Genomic DNA, 16395 nt, shown 5'->3' with positions numbered 1-16395 from the left:
TCTTATGGTACTAAACATAAAAATCATATCCTTTCGATTAGATATTCAGCTAGTTATCAGCAAGCCCATCGATGTAAAGGCCGGTTTCAGCATTCCATACGGTATAAAGAAAGGGAGTTCAAGTTGCTTGAATCTCGCCAGAACTCCCATAACAGATACAGTTATTCGATTATTCGATTAGCCAGCGCTGCCAGATCACTAATATCGATCTTGCCGTCGCGGTTGAAGTCGGCCGCTTTGACTTTATTCCAATCTGGACTTTGCGCCGTTATGCCATAATGTGCTGCCAGAATTGCCAAATCCCCGATGCTGACTTTGCCGTCACCATTCAGGTCTCCAGACGTGCCGGTCTGCTGTACAAGCACCTGGATTGGCAGCGAAGCTGCGCCCGTATCCATCTCTTTCCCTTCCGCATCTCCGAGCACGGCATGTGCAATCGCGATCGTTCCGGCTGCATCCTGCTCTACCTGCTTTGCTTTGAAGCTGATTTCTGCCACTTGCGCTTCACCAGTAATCGCATGTTCCGCCCCGACGTTTGCTGCAATAATGCGCAGTTGATTGCCTGTCACCTTGTAATCGACGATTTTTACGCCGTCGGTCAATGCCTTCACCAAGGCTACCTCCATCAAATTCGGGTCAAATGTCAGCTCCAAGTCCTCGGCGTACACCTGCTCGGTAACCCCTTTGAACCCGGCACGAACGGTGAACGTCTCACCCGCATTCACCTTGTCTGGTCCTGCTAATACCGATTGCTTCTGTACCGCTGGCGGCGTCGGATCTTTAAAGACATTGATCTCGGCAGCCGACGCCCAACCGTTGAAGGCCTCCGTTGCTTCCAACTTGATATACTTGGCAGGTACGGCAGCAAATGTCGCCGTCTTCAAGGCATTATTGCTCGCCCACGTTCCGCTTAAAATCTTAGTGAAGTTTGTTCCATCGGTACTAACATAGATGTTATATGCGGTAATGATCCCGTTCTTATCCACTTGTCTTGGCAAGTAAGTCAGCTTGTTAATGTTGAAAGTACCGCCTAGATTCAAGGTAATCGATTGCGGCAGCTTATCGGATTTATCCCACTTCGTGTGCCACATGGTTGAAGGATCGCCATCGATCGCTTTGGAAGCGGAAGAATTCTCTTCCACCGTTTCCTCGCTTGTCGCTGTTGCCGTCATCTGCGACTGCGGGATCAAGTTCGGGTCTGGCAGCTCCAATGGTCTGACTTTTCGCAGACCGATATCATCACCATACACAACGCCTGAGCCGGTTGAATTTTTCAACATATACATCGTTACGCTCGTCGCGTTCGCGCCTGTCGTAAATTGAATCATCACATGCTTCCAGCCGTTGCTTGTATTGGTGACGACCGTATGCCGATCCGCTCCGCCATAATCTTTAACGCCCAGCCACGCTTCTTCGCCAGATGCCACCTTTGCCCATCCCGAATACTCATAGGTCGTATTTGGCTGCAAGCCAGTGATCGCCTGTTCGATGCCGTTCTGTCCCGTTCCAAATAGCGCAGAACCATCCGCTGTTCTCGTCGTAGCAAATTGGTCGTTCAGATTAAGCATCGGTGCAAAGTGATATGTAACATTCTTGTTGCCTGTAAGAACCCATCCGTCAAGGTCCGCTTCGAAGCCATAGTTCAAGGCTCGATTGCTGTATTCAGGCAACGCATGCGCAAATACGGGGTCCGGCGGGTTCGTAAAATTATGACCGGCTGATCCGTATTGCGTCTGATTATAACCTGTAGCAATATTATCAGCTACAAACGCGCTGATTCCTGCCGAAGCACCGTTTTGGAAGGAGACTCCGCCTTCAACGATATTGCTGCTAACTTCGTTGTTGTACTTGTAATCGCCTGTGTTCACTATAATCTTTGGTTTCGTTTGGTTTAGGTAGATGAAATTGTTGTCAGCACGCCCACCAATATAAAGGCCGGTCTCCGCATTCCACACGGTATTATGATGGATTAAGAAACCATGTGTATTCGAATCCACATATACGCCTAGTTCGCAGCTTGTGCACGACTGACTGTCCATGTCATGGATCCAATTGTTTCTTAATTCTGTATTTGCTCCATCGACACGGGCAAAATAGATGCCCCCAAGATCATAGCTTAATTTCCCCGTACGTGAGATATCGTTGTATTCAATAATAGATTCCGTAAATTTCTCCCCGCCGATAATGCTCCTACCGGTGTTATAGAGCGTATTGTAGGACACCAAGTGCTTTTTGCCACCGGCTAGAGCAACACTCGCATTATAAGTTCCCATATAATCCGTATCATGAATGAGGTTATTAATAACGTTATTGTTCGTCCCTCTGATCACGACGCCGTTCCCTGAGCTATATTTAATTTCGCTGTCTCGGATCGTGTTATAGCTTCCCGACAAGTCGATCCCTGTATCATCATAGGAATACGCCTTTTGTAGACCAATGGTATGCGACAGATATTCCGCCTTGATGCCTTTGATCATGATGTGATCTGCATCCTTCGTCGTCATACTTGCGCCTATTAACTGAACGCCCTCAATCGTGATATAGGAACGTCCCGTCAGATCAAAAGCGTATTTTCTCTTCTTGGCCTCCACGTTTAGTGTATTGGGATCCACGCCGCCTGGTGCATAGAGATATAATGTTGACGCAGCACTGTCGTAATACCATTCCTTCTGCCGATCAAGCTGTCCTTTGATGCCGGCGATCATATATTTCACGCCACCACCTGGATTCGTGTACACGTCGGACCATGGAAGCTTATCAAATTTGATGGTCGAACCGCTAGAGCTTGTTATTTTCGCCGATTGCGTTGACCACCAGCCCTTAACGATCACCGTTGCTCCGACCCAATAATTATCAGGCTTATTTAGCGCCGTATCGGTAATAGACGTTGCCGTACCACTCTGCATGGAGGCCCATCCCACATTGAACACATCCGCATCATTCGTCCAGTTGGGATACTGCGCCAAACGCATCATTTCTCCGTTGACAAATACTTGGTTCTCATCCCCTAGGTTCCAATTCATGGATGCCTTGTAGACGCTGCCCGTATCCTTCGTCCAACCCGTTACCGTATCGCTGCCGCTTATCGTGACCTCCTCACCCGAGTAGGCCTTATACGTGATCGGCAACGTCGCAGTACCGTTATTCATCGGAATGATGGATTCATGATAGGTACCGCTTCGGATGAAACAGGTATCACCTGCTACCATGACACTCGATGCCTTTTGAATCGATCGGAATGGACTTTCCTGGGTCCCGGAATTGGAATCGCTGCCCGTTGTTGATACATAATACGTGTTCCCCGCAGCTTGAGCCGTAGGCGATTTCACAAGAAGAAAGCCAACACATAAACTGACAGCCAACATGATGGATAGCGCTTTTCTGAACATAAATACCTCCCGCGATAAATTCATGTTTCATGCTTGTATACCTTGCTTCTGCAGTAATGCTCTCGAATGTAAAATACGAATCAGACCAGACGGCTGCTGATGTCCACCCTCCTCCCTTCTCTATCTACCATATCTCCCTCCCAAAATTGAATTCAACTCCAAAAATTGCATCATTCAACGTTTTCTATTCAGTTGCCACTTGTAACTTACATCTGTGACCGAATAGCTATAAACCTGCGGATAGAAGGTTCTCCAAAATTTGAAATATCTCTAATAATTGTTCACATTTTGAAATTTTGTTGAGATTCTGTGACGAGTATAATACGATAGACTTCACTAAGACTTAAAGGATGGTCATTATGAAATTCATAATTTCCAAGAATAAATTAAGCATCTACAAAAAATTGCTAATTTCTTTCATCGGTAGCATCATCACCTTAATTCTTGTTCTCTCTTCCCTACTCTTCTACAATTACACTTCATCAACGACGAACATGGTGAAAGATATGAACGTGAATATTTTGTCCAAAATTAGCTACAGCACCGTGCACATGGATAATTTAGCCAAAAACTTCATCCAATCCTTATCGCTGAACAACCAGATCATTTCTTTCGCCAACAATAATCATGAAGATATTCTTACGATCAGCAGCGCGATCCGAACGCTCGGTGCGCTAACCATTCCGAATACATACATTCATTCCGCTTATGTCTACAACCGCACAATCGATACATTCATCGCTACGCCTAACGACACGTTTTACAATAGCTCGGAATTCTTCGACCAAGATCTTATTACGCTCTTAAATCGTGCAGCCGAAGGTCAAAAAGTGCAAAATCTCTACCCCATCCCAAGACAAATTGCAAATGCGGATGGCAGTCACACCAGCTATACGAATGTTTATACCTATATTTTGTTCGATGCCATTGGTGAAGATAACTTTACGAATGCCATCATTCTTAATGTAGATGCCGACTGGTTAAGGCTTACGATTTCGGCACTCGATAAGAAGATGAGCAGCAAAGACAGCAATATTATGATTCTGGATGACAACGGCAATGTGGTAAGCGATCCGTCGCCGAACAAGTTTATGGACAACATGTTAGATCAGAGCTTCATACACAAGATCCTTGATTCCACAGAATCTTCAGGCAGCCTAATTGATCAAGTTCAGAATAATAAGGTGCTGGTTTCCTATGTATCTTCGGATACTTTAAAATGGAAATTTCTTAGCATAACGCCGTATGATACCGTTTTTTCGAGCGTGAATCGAAACACGTTTATTACCATCATTTTCTGCCTGATCGTCATGCTGCTCGGGGTCATTTTTGCCATTCTGGCCTCAAGGAAGCTGTATCAGCCGATCGGAAGGTTGACGTATCGGATCAAGCAGAAATGGAATCCGCAGGACAATCCCGACAAAATATCGGATGAGTTCAGTTTCCTTAGCAACGCTTTTGAAGGAATGATGGATCACGCGAAATTACTCGAGACGCTGAAGCGAGAAAGCACGCCGCTCTTAAAAACGAATTATTTAAAAAACGTGATTACCGGGCACATTACCCCATCGCTTGAAGCCTTTAACGCCAAAGAACCCGAGTTTCACATCGATGTGAACTTTGATCATAAGCTGTTTTTGTTCCTATTAAAAATCGATCATTTTCAAGCGTTTACGTCCAAATTCAATGAAAAAGACCGTGCATTGTATATGTACGGGATCGCGAATATCGCGAGGGAAGCCACTTCCAAGCATTATCACGTCGAAGTCATTGAGACAGGAGCCGATCAAATCACCGTCTTGGCTGACCTGACATCGACGCCGGAAGGGCATGATGTATATGAACAATTTCAGCGTATCGCTGCCGATATACAGCGACATACCGAGCATTTCTTCAAGATTAACTTATCTATTACCTTGGGCTATGTAATCGAATCTGCGGATCAGATCAAACATATCTATGACGATACCGTGATGCTATCCATGTACCGCATGACATTGGGGCATGGCAGCATCATCACGCCGGATGTTCTGCAAGAGATCCACCAAAGTGCGCTAGTCCTGCCAGCCGCCAAGAGCAAACAGCTCATCGACGCGCTCAAATTAGGAAACGGAGACGCCGCGAAAGAAGCCTATCGCGACATCATTAGAGCTGCAGAGCACGCTTCCTACGATCATATGATTTCAACGATTATTTACTTAAGCTTCACCATCTATCAATCACTACACCACATTGTCGACGGCGCTCAATCGAAGCTCAACTCTATTTCGCTCGGGTTCCTCAATCATGTCACGGCGCTAGAGACGCTGGCGGAGATCGAGACGACATTCTTCGAATTGTTCGATGAAATTATCGTGCTGAAGAATGGGGCGAAGGACAAGAAAAAGAACGAAATCGTCAATACCGCGATTCAGATCATTCACGAGTCTTACCGGGATAAGAACCTGTCGCTGACGAGCTGCGCAGAATCACTAAACCTTTCATCCGTCTATCTTGGCAAACTGTTTCGTAGCACGACCGGCAAATCGGTAGCTGAATATATTGTGAACGTACGCATGGAACAAATGAAATATTACTTGGAAGAGACGAACTTGCAGATCAATGAAATCCTCGATAATTGCGGGATCGAGAAATCGAACTACTTCTATACAACCTTCAAAAAATACTTCGGCGTGTCTCTAACGGAATACAGGTTGAAAATCGTAAAAACAAACCAGAATCACCACTCGATGTAACAAAACAAAGGCGTTCACTCTTAGAAGTGAACGCCTTACTCGTGTAGCTTACTTGTTCGCGGCTCTCCATTCGTCCAGCTGTTTTTGTTTCTCCGCGATGATCTTATCTGCGCCAGCGTCTTTGAGTCTATTCAGAAACACCGGCAAATTCTTTACTGGATCAATGGATCCGGTCGCGATTGCATAATATAATTCGTCGATTGCCGCATCGACATTCGCTTTCTCTGACTTTACTGGCGTAAAGTCGAAGACAAAGCCCATTGCATTGGACGCTGGTGCATTTTTATTCAAATCGATCCATAGCTTGTTCCCTTTGTCATCGACTTCGGCACCTTGCGCATCCGCCTCGGTATAATACGTCTGACTCATGTTGCCGAATTCCCAAGGCGAAGATATTTTGAACCCGCTGTCCGAAATCGTTTCGATACGGTTGTCAGCGACTTTTTTGTAATGTTTGCCTTCAACGCCCCAGTTGATCAGGTTATAGATTTGTTTGTCCGTGTTCAGCAAATTGATGAACATCATGGCTCTCTCTTTATTCGGCGAAGATGCCGAGATGGCCGTGATCGAAGCGGCTGCTTTATCCGTTGTCAAGAGCGGTTTGATGAACATATGATCATAGGATTGCACATCTTTGTTAGAGTTCGAAAATCTGCCTGGCGCGCTCATACCAGCTTGCTCGAATGCCGTTGTATCAATGTCGATCTGACCGATTTGTGCCGCAACCTTGCCTGCTTTCAGATCGGCCTGGTCATCTTTTAACGTTGGAGCCTCTTTTCTGACATAACCTTTCATGTACCAATCTCTCATCATGGTTACGTATTCTTTGAATTCCGGCGTTTCGTACTGGTTAACGACCTTCATCTCGGTATCGTTCAAATAGATCGAGCCTGGCGTCTTCGAATCGCCAAGCGCTTCCAGATTGAACATCGGCGTCGCCGTCAGGAATGGATCAATCGCCTTGCTATATCCCCATGGGATAAGTGTCGGCTCGCCTTTCTTGATCGTTTCCAGCATCGGCGTCAGGTCGGACAGCTTCGTGACGGACTTCCAATCGAATTTATACTTGTCGGCAACCGATTTCTGAATCAGATAGCCGTACCCAGCCGTTGACTGCTGGAAGTTAGGCACACCGTAAGTGGCCCCCTTGACCTTCACGGCCTTCCAGAACGTTTCCGGAACGCTGCTCTTCGTGTCAGGCGCATATTTCTCGATTAATTCATCGAGTGGAGCAAACGCGCCTTTCGCAACGCCTTGATAAAAGTTGTTGGTCCATGTTGAAGTGAAAGCAATGTCGTATGGTTCGCCGGAAGATATAATGACGTTCATTTTCTCGTCATAGCTTCCCCAGTCGATCAGCTTCAGCTTGATCGTCGCGTTAATTTTGGGCTGAACCAGTTTGTTGAGTTCATCTTCCACGGACTGCAAATCCTTTTGAGGCGTGTTCGGGAAATAATACGTGAGCTCAACGGGCTCCAAGGCCGACTCCTTTGGCTGATCCGTCGTCTTATCTTCGTTCTTCGTCGGTGTTGGCTCTGGTGTGGTGGTCGCATCTTTCCCGCAGCCTGCGAGCACGATCGTGAATGCAAAACATAACAATACCAATTTACTTGCCCATGTCTTCGTTTTGTTTACCATTGTTTGACCTCCATTTGTTATATATCGCAATACGGGCAGTAGCCCGGTAAAGCCTCAAATTATGCTTTCACTGCCCCTAAAGTCAATCCTTTCACGAAATACTTCTGCAAGAAAGGATAGGTTAGCGCGATCGGCGCGACAGCCAGAACACAGGTGGCCATCCTTGCCGTCTCATCAGGGAGCGAAGTGGCAAGTTTCTGCGTAAGCGCATTGGCCTGCAAATAAGCGATGTTGTTCATGATCGATTGCAGAAGGAACTGAAGCGGATACAGCTTGCCGTCTTCGATCAGCAGCGAAGCCGTAAACCAATCGTTCCAGTAAAATACGGCAACGAACAGTCCGATGGTAGCGAGCACCGGCGTCGATAACGGAACGACCAGCCGGAGAAATGTATTAAACTCGCCGGAACCGTCAATCCTTGCAGACTCGACAATCGAATCCGGTATCGTTCTGAAAAAGTTCCTCATAATCAATACATTGACCGAGGATACAAGGTAAGGAACGATAAGAACAAGAAGCGTATCCTTTAAATGGAGATATTTCGAAAATAACATGTACCACGGCACTAATCCGCCATTAAATAACAAGCAGAACACGACGATGAAAGAAATGATATTTTTGTACTTCACTTCATTTCTGGACAACCCGTAAGCCAGCATGGACGATATCACCAAATGCAGCAGGGTTCCAAGCAGCGTTACGATGATGGTAACGCCATAGGCTTGAATGATCGGCGAGTTCCCCGAGAAGATGAACGCATACGCGTCCAGACTGAATTTTTCGGGAATCAAGTGATACCCAGACTGAAAAATACTTTGCTCATCAGATAGTGATATGGTTAGCACGACGAACAACGGAAGCAAGCAAAGGATCGAATACACTAAAAAACCTGTATGAATTACAGCACGAGATATGAAGCCCTGATTCATCTCATCATCCTCCTAGAACAAAGCACTATCGCGATCGTATTTTCGAATGAGCCAATTGGAAACGAGGACCAGTATGAACCCTACGACGGATTGATAAAGGCCTATAGCAGAAGACATGCCGAAATCGTTCATTTGCTTGAGCGCCCGGAAGACATAGGTGTCGATGACATTGGTCGCGCTGAACAGAACGCCTGACTCCCTCGGCAGATTATAGAACATGCCCCAATCGCCGAATGCGGCATAGAAAATTTTGCCTGCTTGCAGGAGCACTAAGGTGATCGTAATCGGCATCAGCATCGGAACGGTGATCTTAAGGGCCTGCTGAAACTTATTCGCCCCATCCATCTTGGCCGCTTCATAATACTCCGGGGAAATGCTTGTAATCCCGGCCGCAAATATGACCGCATAGTAACCGACATTCTTCCAAATATAAGCGGCAGGCATTATAAACCGCCAGTAAAATGGTTCTGAATACCACTGCACGGGCTCGACCCCTAAGGCCTGAAGCAGCTGATTGATGATGCCTTTATCGATGCTTAAGAACGAATACAGCAAATATTCGGCGACGACCCAGGACAACAAATAGGGAAGCAGGATAACGCTCTTGTAAAATCCGGCAAAAAACCGATTGCTGATCTCATTAATCAAGATGGCCATCGCCATCGCTAGTCCAAGACCGGTTATCATGAAGATTACGTTATAGACGATCGTATTGAGTGTAATTTGCCACACCGCATCCGACCGGAACAGAAATTCGAAATTCGAAAATCCGACCCATTTGCTGCCCCAGATGCCTTTGAACGGGTTAAATTCCTGAAATGCGATCACGACGCCAATCATCGGCAAATAATAGACGATCAATATAAATAGCAGCCCGGGAAGCATCATCAAATAGATTGTCTTGTTCTTCACCAGTTCCTTGATGAAGGGTGGAATACGAATCTTCTTTTTGGTTTTCTGTTTCGATTGTAGAATCAAATCTTGCATCGGCCTTCTCCTCGTTTCTTCAGCATGTTAAATTTTGGTACCCCCATCATAAGTCGGATCTAACACACCCGAAACAACAAAAAATGAAAAAACAACAATCATTGAGAAAATTACCTCTTCAAATATTGATAAATCTCTAAAAATTGATGTTTTTTGTAAAGAGAAATAGAAAAACCAGCCTAAATTAGGCTGGTTAGAGTGTTGAGAGAGTGGGTAAATAGGACTATAGATTTTCGTTATTCCAAGATTGCTCTGGCGATAATGGCTAGGTCTTCAATACCAACGATACCGTCTTTATTGACATCCGCTCTCGGATTCCATCCTGGCTGACCTTCGCTTGCTGTCAAATAGTTGAACAGCACTTCTTACTCGAACACAAAATACGGCGGCAGCGGCAGCGGCCGCTCACAACTGCTCTTCATCTCGTAGTGCGTTCCTTGTGCCGATGCATCATGGAAGCCGTGCATCGCCTCAAGGATATGATAGGCCAGCTCGCCATTGGCGCGATGCAGGTCTAACTGGCCTGTCTGTATCGCGTGCGCCATCGCTGCTACGCCTAACCCGCGGCTGTTCCCCGTATATTCGTGGGTTGGCGGAATCTGCTCCCAATCCGTTCCCGCTCTGCGGATCTGGATTGGCCCGCCGAACGAATTCGGATCAGGCACCCGCAGCGAGCCTTGGCTTCCGTAGATTTCGATATGCGGCAGGTTCGTGCCGCCCTGAATGTCAAAGCTCGTAACAAGCGTCGCTATGGCGCCGCTGTGGAAATCCAGCACGCCAGCGATATGCGTTGGCGTCTCGACCTGGATTTTCTGGCCGTATTTTTTCGCGCTTGTAATCGTACGTTCCGGATGACTAATCCCAGCTGAGCCAGTCACTCTGCGAATCGGCCCGAGCAATGCGACGAGCGCCGTCAAATAATACGGCCCCATATCGAACATCGGCCCCCCGCCCTGCTGATAGTAAAACTCCGGATCGGGATGCCAATTTTCATGGCCGCGGCTCATCATGAACGCCGTTGCCGCAACCGGCGTGCCGATCCAGCCATCATGGATCAGCTTCAAGCAGGTCTGGATGCCTCCCCCAAGGAACGTATCCGGCGCACTGCCGACCAGCAGCCCTTTGCTGCGTGCGACGTCCAGCATGCGTTGTCCTTCTTCACGCGTAACTGCAAGCGGCTTCTCCACATACACATGCTTGCCCGCCTCAAGCGCCTGCAGGCAGACTGCGGCATGCGCAGCCGGAATCGTTAGGTTAATGACGAGATCGATGTCCTCATCCTGTAACAGCTGTTCGACTGTACAGGCTTTGGCGATGTTATACTGCTCCGCTCTGGCCTGCGCGCGGCTCAGATCGAGATCCGAGCAAGCAACAAGTTCCATGTGTTTGAATTTCGGGATATTTTCCATATAAATCGAACTAATATTGCCACAGCCAATGATGCCAACTTTAATTGTTTTCATCTCGCTCCTCCTCATATTCTGCCGCTACCTTGCGGCCCACAATAAGCCACGACGCATTAACTCGAGCGTTTGCGGCATTCGGACAATATTTGCTTGATGACCAAGTGAATTGTAATAGACTTTCCCCGCACCGTATGTTTTCGTCCAGACGACCGGCATTTCCACGTCCCCGAAGTCCGTTACGGCATGCACTTGGATGGCCGGGTCGACGTGCATGTAATACTTCTCGGATACGACGGTGAAATCCTCGATGCCTTGCGTAAGCGGGGAGCTCTGATCCTTCATGCGCACCGTGTATGTTACCCCGTCATTGCCTGGATGCGCGACCCACTGGCCGCCGACCATATACTGATACTCGACCTCGTTGCGGAAGGAGTCCCCCATCCCGCCATGACAGCCGGCGATCCCAGTGCCGCCTTCCTTTACCGCGGCCAGCAGCGGATCGAGCTGCTCCTTCTCAATCGCACCCATCGTCCAGACCGGTACGATCAGATCGACGCTTGCTAACCGCTCCGCGTCTCTAAAAGCATCCAATGTGTTCGAGATTTCAACCTGGAAACCTTCTTCACGAAGCAAGCCACCGAATATCCCTGCAACTTCCTCCGGCTGGTGGCCGTCCCAACCGCCCCATAAGATTAACGCTTGTTTGTTCATAACAATCGATTGCTCCTCTCTCATCTGTACGTTTTGATCGATACCGTATTGCAATCCGCACTATACTTCGTTAATACTCACCCATCGCCGCTGCGCGATCGACTGCTCGACCGCTTCAAGCACCTGCTGACATTTGACGCCATCCACGAAGTTCGGGATCGGCTGGCGATCTTCCTCGAGCGCGCGCATCAGCTCCACAACCTCGTGGATAAACGTATGTTCATAACCGATCGTATGACCGGCAGGCCACCATGCATCCATATAGGCATGAGACGGATCGGTCGCAAGCACGCGGCGGAAGCCCTGCACATCCTCATCGTCGCTCGTAAAATAGACCTGCAATTCATTCATCCGTTCAAAGTCGAACTTCACGCTGCCCTTGCTGCCGTTGATCTCAAAAGAATTCGTGCAGCGGTGTCCCGGCGCGAAGCGTGTCGCTTCGAAGCTGCCAAGCGCCCCGCAGGCGAATCTCGCCATGAACAGCGTCGCATCATCGACGGTGACAGGACCGCGCGGAGCGTCTGCGCTGCCTTTAGCGCTGAGACCGGTCATCGAAGTCGGCAGCGGACGTTCCTTCACGAACGTCTCGCTCATGCCGATCACTTCCTGCATGTCGCCGATCAGGAAGTGCGCGAGATCGATGAGATGCGCGCCGAGGTCCCCGTGCGATCCGGAGCCCGCGATCTCCTTCTGCAAGCGCCAGACGAGCGGAAAGTTCGGATCGACGATCCAATCCTGCAGGAACCAGGCACGGAAGTGATAGATCTCGCCGAGACGGCCTTCGTCAACGAGCTTCTTCGCCAGCTGCACCGCGGGCGCAAACCGATAGTTAAAGCCGACCATGTGCTTCACTCCAGCCGCCTCAGCTGCTTCAAGCATTTCCCTCGTATCAGCAAGGTTGAGCGCGAGCGGCTTCTCGCAGAACAAATGCTTGCCGGCCGCAGCCGCAGCCAGCGCAATTTCCTTATGCGCATCGCTCGGGGCATTGATATCGACGATGTCGATCTCCGGATGCGAGACCAGCTCACGCCAGTCGGTGACGTATCCTTCCCAGCCGAACTGCGAGGCTGCGGCGCTGACACCGCTTTCATCTCGGCCGCAAATGAGCTTCATTTGCGGTGCAGCAACCTGCGGGAAGAACATCGGCAAATCCCGGTAAGCATGACTGTGCGCCTTTCCCATAAATTTATAGCCGACCATCCCTACACGATAAGATTTCATCATCATGACCTCCTTGGTGGGCCCTGCCCTGCCATTCGATTATTTTTGATGTATGATTTTGGTAACATTATATTTCACTAGACTCACTTTGTCTATCGAATAAACAAAGTTAATATGATAATATTTTTTTGTCATAAATTCAGACACAAAACAAAACAGACTATCCGATCGGAAGCCTGTTTTGTTCTATCGATGATATTGGTTCAACCCTGATCCTCATATGTAAACCTTTGAAAAATCGCATGGCCTTCCTGCTCCCCATAGACACCCTTTGCATAAATGCCGATTCTAGGAGCCGTAAAACACAAGAATCTCGTGTGATTTTCGGGATAAAGAAATGCTACTGAAAGTGCAATTCCCAAATCCTCGTACCTGATGCCGTCTATAGAATAGAAAAAGGATGCCTGCTCTGTTTCGGCGATCAACACGATCTTAAGCCAGATAGGTTGACCCGGTTCTATCGGCAGCTTTATTCTTGCAAGCGATTTTCGATGAATAGCGACATATTGCTCAAGTTCCAGGTATAGCCCTTCTTGTTCTTGGTTTTCGTGAAGACGGCTTACATCAAAGGCTTGACCCGCTGTTTGACCAATGCCATTACGAATTGCGAAGAAGAGAAATGCATCCGAGTCCCGGTAAAGCGTCATCCCCGCTTCCTCACCTCTGCTTCTCGGCGAAAGCGATAGCTTGGTTTCAGCAGAAAACCCGAAATGACGCCAGCGTCGTGTTAATATAAGCGTTAATCCAAGTGCGAAGGGAATATACGGTTTACAATTTATCTTCAGTCCAGCCTCTGTCAATTCATATCCGTCATCTACCGGATGCCGCACCCATTCCCAGTCGGGTGATAACGCTTTTCCCGTCGAAAAATCATCAATCGCTGAATAAGTTGTTGTTGCGTTCTCTTCCACAGACGGCACCACGACTTGATCCATCGGCGCGCCGTCTTCGCCGACGATAAACCAATCTTCGTCTGTCCATCGCACGGGCTGGACGAATGTTTCTCGCCCAAGCGGGCACGAACCATTCGGCGTTAGAGGACGACCGCCAAGATGGAACATCCACCACGCGCCGTTCGGATCTTGAACCAGCTTTCCGTGGCCTGCTTTTTGAATCCGGCGTTCGGGATCACGCTGCGTCAAAACCGGATTATGCGGACACGGTTCGTAAGGCCCCCATACGGAGCGGCTTCGCGCTACCGTAACCATATGCTCGAAGAAAGTGCCTCCTTCCGCCAGCATCAAATAGTACCAACCATTGCGCTTCAAGATGTGCGGCGCTTCAGGGGCGGATCCGCCGGTTCCCGGCCATACCTGCTTTGCTTCACCAAGCAATCCGGTGCCGTCCGACGCCAGCTCGTGGATCCATCCGCCTCCGAATGCCAAATAACGTTTGCCATTGTCGTCGTTGAAAATAGAAGGATCGATAAAGTGATGATTGAGCATGATCGCTTCGCTATAAGGTCCTTCCGGACGATCTGCCACGAACAACAGATTCGTACAGCGCGGCTGACCATGATAATACGGAACGACAACCCAAAACTTATTGTCATAGTACGAGATATCTGGAGCAAATACACCGAAGGAGTCCGGCATGCCCGTCAAATCTAGCTGACTCTTGCGGGTGATCACATGACCGATCGGACGCCAGTGAACCAAATCGCAGGAATGCAGAACTTGAACCCCGGGAAAATACTGAAACGTCGAGGTAACCATATAATAATCCGTTCCAACGCGGACGATCGAAGGATCTGGGTGGTCTCCCGGTAATATGGGATTATCAACTGCTTGCCGTTCACTCATGCCCTCGAACCCTCCTTAGGCAACTGATAGATCTCGCTCGCATCCTGCCATGTTTTCGAGAAGCATTCGCCTGTCAGCCGATGCCATTCCTCTTCCAGCTGGTGGTCGATGACCCGATCCGGAAGCGCCAAAGATGAATCCGACTCGACAATCATAAACAGGGTCAGTCCCTCGCGAAAAATCCGTAAGGATACAATGCCCGCTTCCCGCATATGCTGTTCGTTCCCAGCAGGAATATCGCGGTGAAGCTGTTCATACCGCTCGACTTGATCCGGATGAAGATGAGCCACTTTGATTTCTGATACCCTGTTTGCTGCCATATCCCCACTCCTCTAGAATTGTTCGCTCACCATGCGGTTTGTCAGAGCGCCGAGCTTTTCAATCTCGATCGTCACGACATCTCCCGGCTTCAAATAGACTTGCTTCTCCTTCGGATAACCAAACACGACACCGGCCGGCGTTCCGGTCAGGATGATATCGCCCGGAAGCAGCGTCATATGCTGAGAAATATAACTAACGATTTCATCGCAATGGAATATCATATCCGACGTATTCGAATGCTGCCGAACTTCACCGTTCACGATACAGCGAATGTCCAGATTGTTCGGATCGCCGACTTCGTCCGCCGTAACCAGATAAGGCCCTAAAGGGCTAAATCCGTCACAAGATTTGCCGAGCAGCCATTGATGCGTTCGCATTTGTAGGTCACGCGCAGACAGATCATTCACGTTGCAATAACCGAACACATGATCAAGCGCATGCTCCTTATCTACGTATTTGGCTTTTTTGCCGATGACGATCACAAGCTCTGCCTCATAGTCGACCTGCGACGATACCTTCTCCGGCAGGGGAACCTCGCATCCATGTCCCGTTAGTGTATTTGCAAATTTATTAAAAAGGATCGGGTATTCTGGGATCGGCGCGTTCGTCTCTTCCGCATGTTTGCGGTAGTTGAGACCTACGCAAATGATCTTGCTCGGATGCGTTACGCAAGGTGCGAATTGGATCGTGGATTCATCTAGCAAATAAGCTTTGCCCTCGGTACCGCCCGCCAACACTTGGTCTGCAAAGCGCTGCAGTGCAGCAACAGCTTCCATTCCGCCTTCGATGATTTCATGTATGGTTACTGGCAGCATGCCTTCGGGCATGGATGTTTTGCTTTCCAGCGCTCCAGCGACATCCAGAATGCCTTGTTCCGTTTTCATCGCCAGCTTTAATTTTCCGTTCTCTTCAAAAGTCAACAGTTTCATTCGTTCCTGCACTCCCATCTGTCCATTTGTTATGCGTTCTTGCCGAATACGACGCCGCCGTCGATGTACAGTGGTGAACCCATCATGAACTTGGATTCATCCGAAGCGAGGAACAAGGCCGCACTGGCAACATCTTCTGGCTTACCAAGTTCTCCACTAAGCTGGCGCTGCTTCAATGATTCGATCGCAGCTGTCGGGTCATCATACGACGTTTTCAAATAGTTCTCCATGAACGGTGTATAAATTGTCCCCGGAAGCAGTGCATTAACCCGGATGTTAAAGGCCGCATAATCGACCTGCATGGATTTGGTTAAGGCGAGTACCGCT

Annotated in this window: 13 protein-coding genes; 1 reads left to right on the top strand and 12 read right to left on the bottom strand. The window is 48.5% G+C overall.

The window, feature by feature from the left end:
- Positions 1-161 precede the first annotated feature (161 nt).
- The gene (locus ACFQZR_RS02045) at positions 162-3389 is read right to left on the bottom strand and encodes a discoidin domain-containing protein (protein WP_379342411.1); all 3228 of its coding nucleotides are present in this window, start codon (positions 3387-3389) and stop codon (positions 162-164) included.
- Positions 3390-3748: 359 nt separating this feature from the next.
- On the opposite strand from ACFQZR_RS02045, the gene ACFQZR_RS02040 reads away from it, so the two are divergent.
- The gene (locus ACFQZR_RS02040; protein WP_379342409.1) at positions 3749-6124 is read left to right on the top strand and encodes a helix-turn-helix domain-containing protein; all 2376 of its coding nucleotides are present in this window, start codon (positions 3749-3751) and stop codon (positions 6122-6124) included.
- A 48-nt stretch (positions 6125-6172) separates the two neighbouring features.
- On the opposite strand, the gene ACFQZR_RS02035 is transcribed toward ACFQZR_RS02040, so the two are convergent.
- The 11 genes from ACFQZR_RS02035 to ACFQZR_RS01985 form a co-directional block, all read right to left on the bottom strand.
- Positions 6173-7762 carry an ABC transporter substrate-binding protein gene (locus tag ACFQZR_RS02035; RefSeq protein ID WP_379342407.1) on the bottom strand — a complete coding sequence of 530 codons (1590 nt, stop codon included), beginning with the start codon at positions 7760-7762 and terminating at the stop codon, positions 6173-6175.
- 59 nt (positions 7763-7821) lie between these two features.
- On the bottom strand, positions 7822-8691 hold the full coding sequence (locus ACFQZR_RS02030) for a carbohydrate ABC transporter permease (protein WP_379342405.1): 870 nt from the start codon (positions 8689-8691) through the stop codon (positions 7822-7824).
- 12 nt (positions 8692-8703) lie between these two features.
- Positions 8704-9678 (bottom strand): ABC transporter permease, encoded by a 975-nt coding sequence (locus ACFQZR_RS02025; protein ID WP_379342403.1) that lies wholly within the window; start codon positions 9676-9678, stop codon positions 8704-8706.
- Between the two features lie 236 nt (positions 9679-9914).
- Positions 9915-10040: a hypothetical protein gene (locus ACFQZR_RS02020; RefSeq protein ID WP_379342401.1), complete on the bottom strand. Its 126-nt coding sequence runs from the start codon at positions 10038-10040 to the stop codon at positions 9915-9917.
- A 3-nt stretch (positions 10041-10043) separates the two neighbouring features.
- Entirely contained in the window at positions 10044-11141 is a 1098-nt protein-coding gene (locus ACFQZR_RS02015; protein ID WP_379342399.1) for a Gfo/Idh/MocA family protein, read from the bottom strand.
- A gap of 24 nt (positions 11142-11165) precedes the next feature.
- On the bottom strand, positions 11166-11819 hold the full coding sequence (locus ACFQZR_RS02010) for a ThuA domain-containing protein (protein WP_379342396.1): 654 nt from the start codon (positions 11817-11819) through the stop codon (positions 11166-11168).
- Between the two features lie 36 nt (positions 11820-11855).
- On the bottom strand, positions 11856-13016 hold the full coding sequence (locus ACFQZR_RS02005) for a Gfo/Idh/MocA family protein (protein WP_379343748.1): 1161 nt from the start codon (positions 13014-13016) through the stop codon (positions 11856-11858).
- 203 nt (positions 13017-13219) lie between these two features.
- Entirely contained in the window at positions 13220-14818 is a 1599-nt protein-coding gene (locus tag ACFQZR_RS02000) for a glycoside hydrolase family 43 protein (RefSeq protein ID WP_379342394.1), read from the bottom strand.
- Positions 14815-15138 (bottom strand): L-rhamnose mutarotase, encoded by a 324-nt coding sequence (locus ACFQZR_RS01995; RefSeq protein WP_379342392.1) that lies wholly within the window; start codon positions 15136-15138, stop codon positions 14815-14817. The genes ACFQZR_RS02000 and ACFQZR_RS01995 overlap by 4 nt, the downstream gene beginning before the upstream one ends.
- 12 nt (positions 15139-15150) lie before the next feature.
- A complete protein-coding gene (locus ACFQZR_RS01990; protein WP_379342390.1) occupies positions 15151-16068 on the bottom strand; it encodes a fumarylacetoacetate hydrolase family protein in 918 nt (305 codons plus the stop codon).
- 29 nt (positions 16069-16097) lie between these two features.
- Positions 16098-16395 (bottom strand): SDR family oxidoreductase (locus ACFQZR_RS01985; protein WP_379342388.1); only part of this gene is annotated, 298 nt, incomplete at its 5' end.

This window comes from Paenibacillus sp. GCM10027629 (genome assembly GCF_042676425.1).
Lineage (GTDB): Bacteria > Bacillota > Bacilli > Paenibacillales > Paenibacillaceae > Paenibacillus_K > Paenibacillus_K terrigena.
This window is presented reverse-complemented; position numbering and strand designations above follow the sequence as displayed.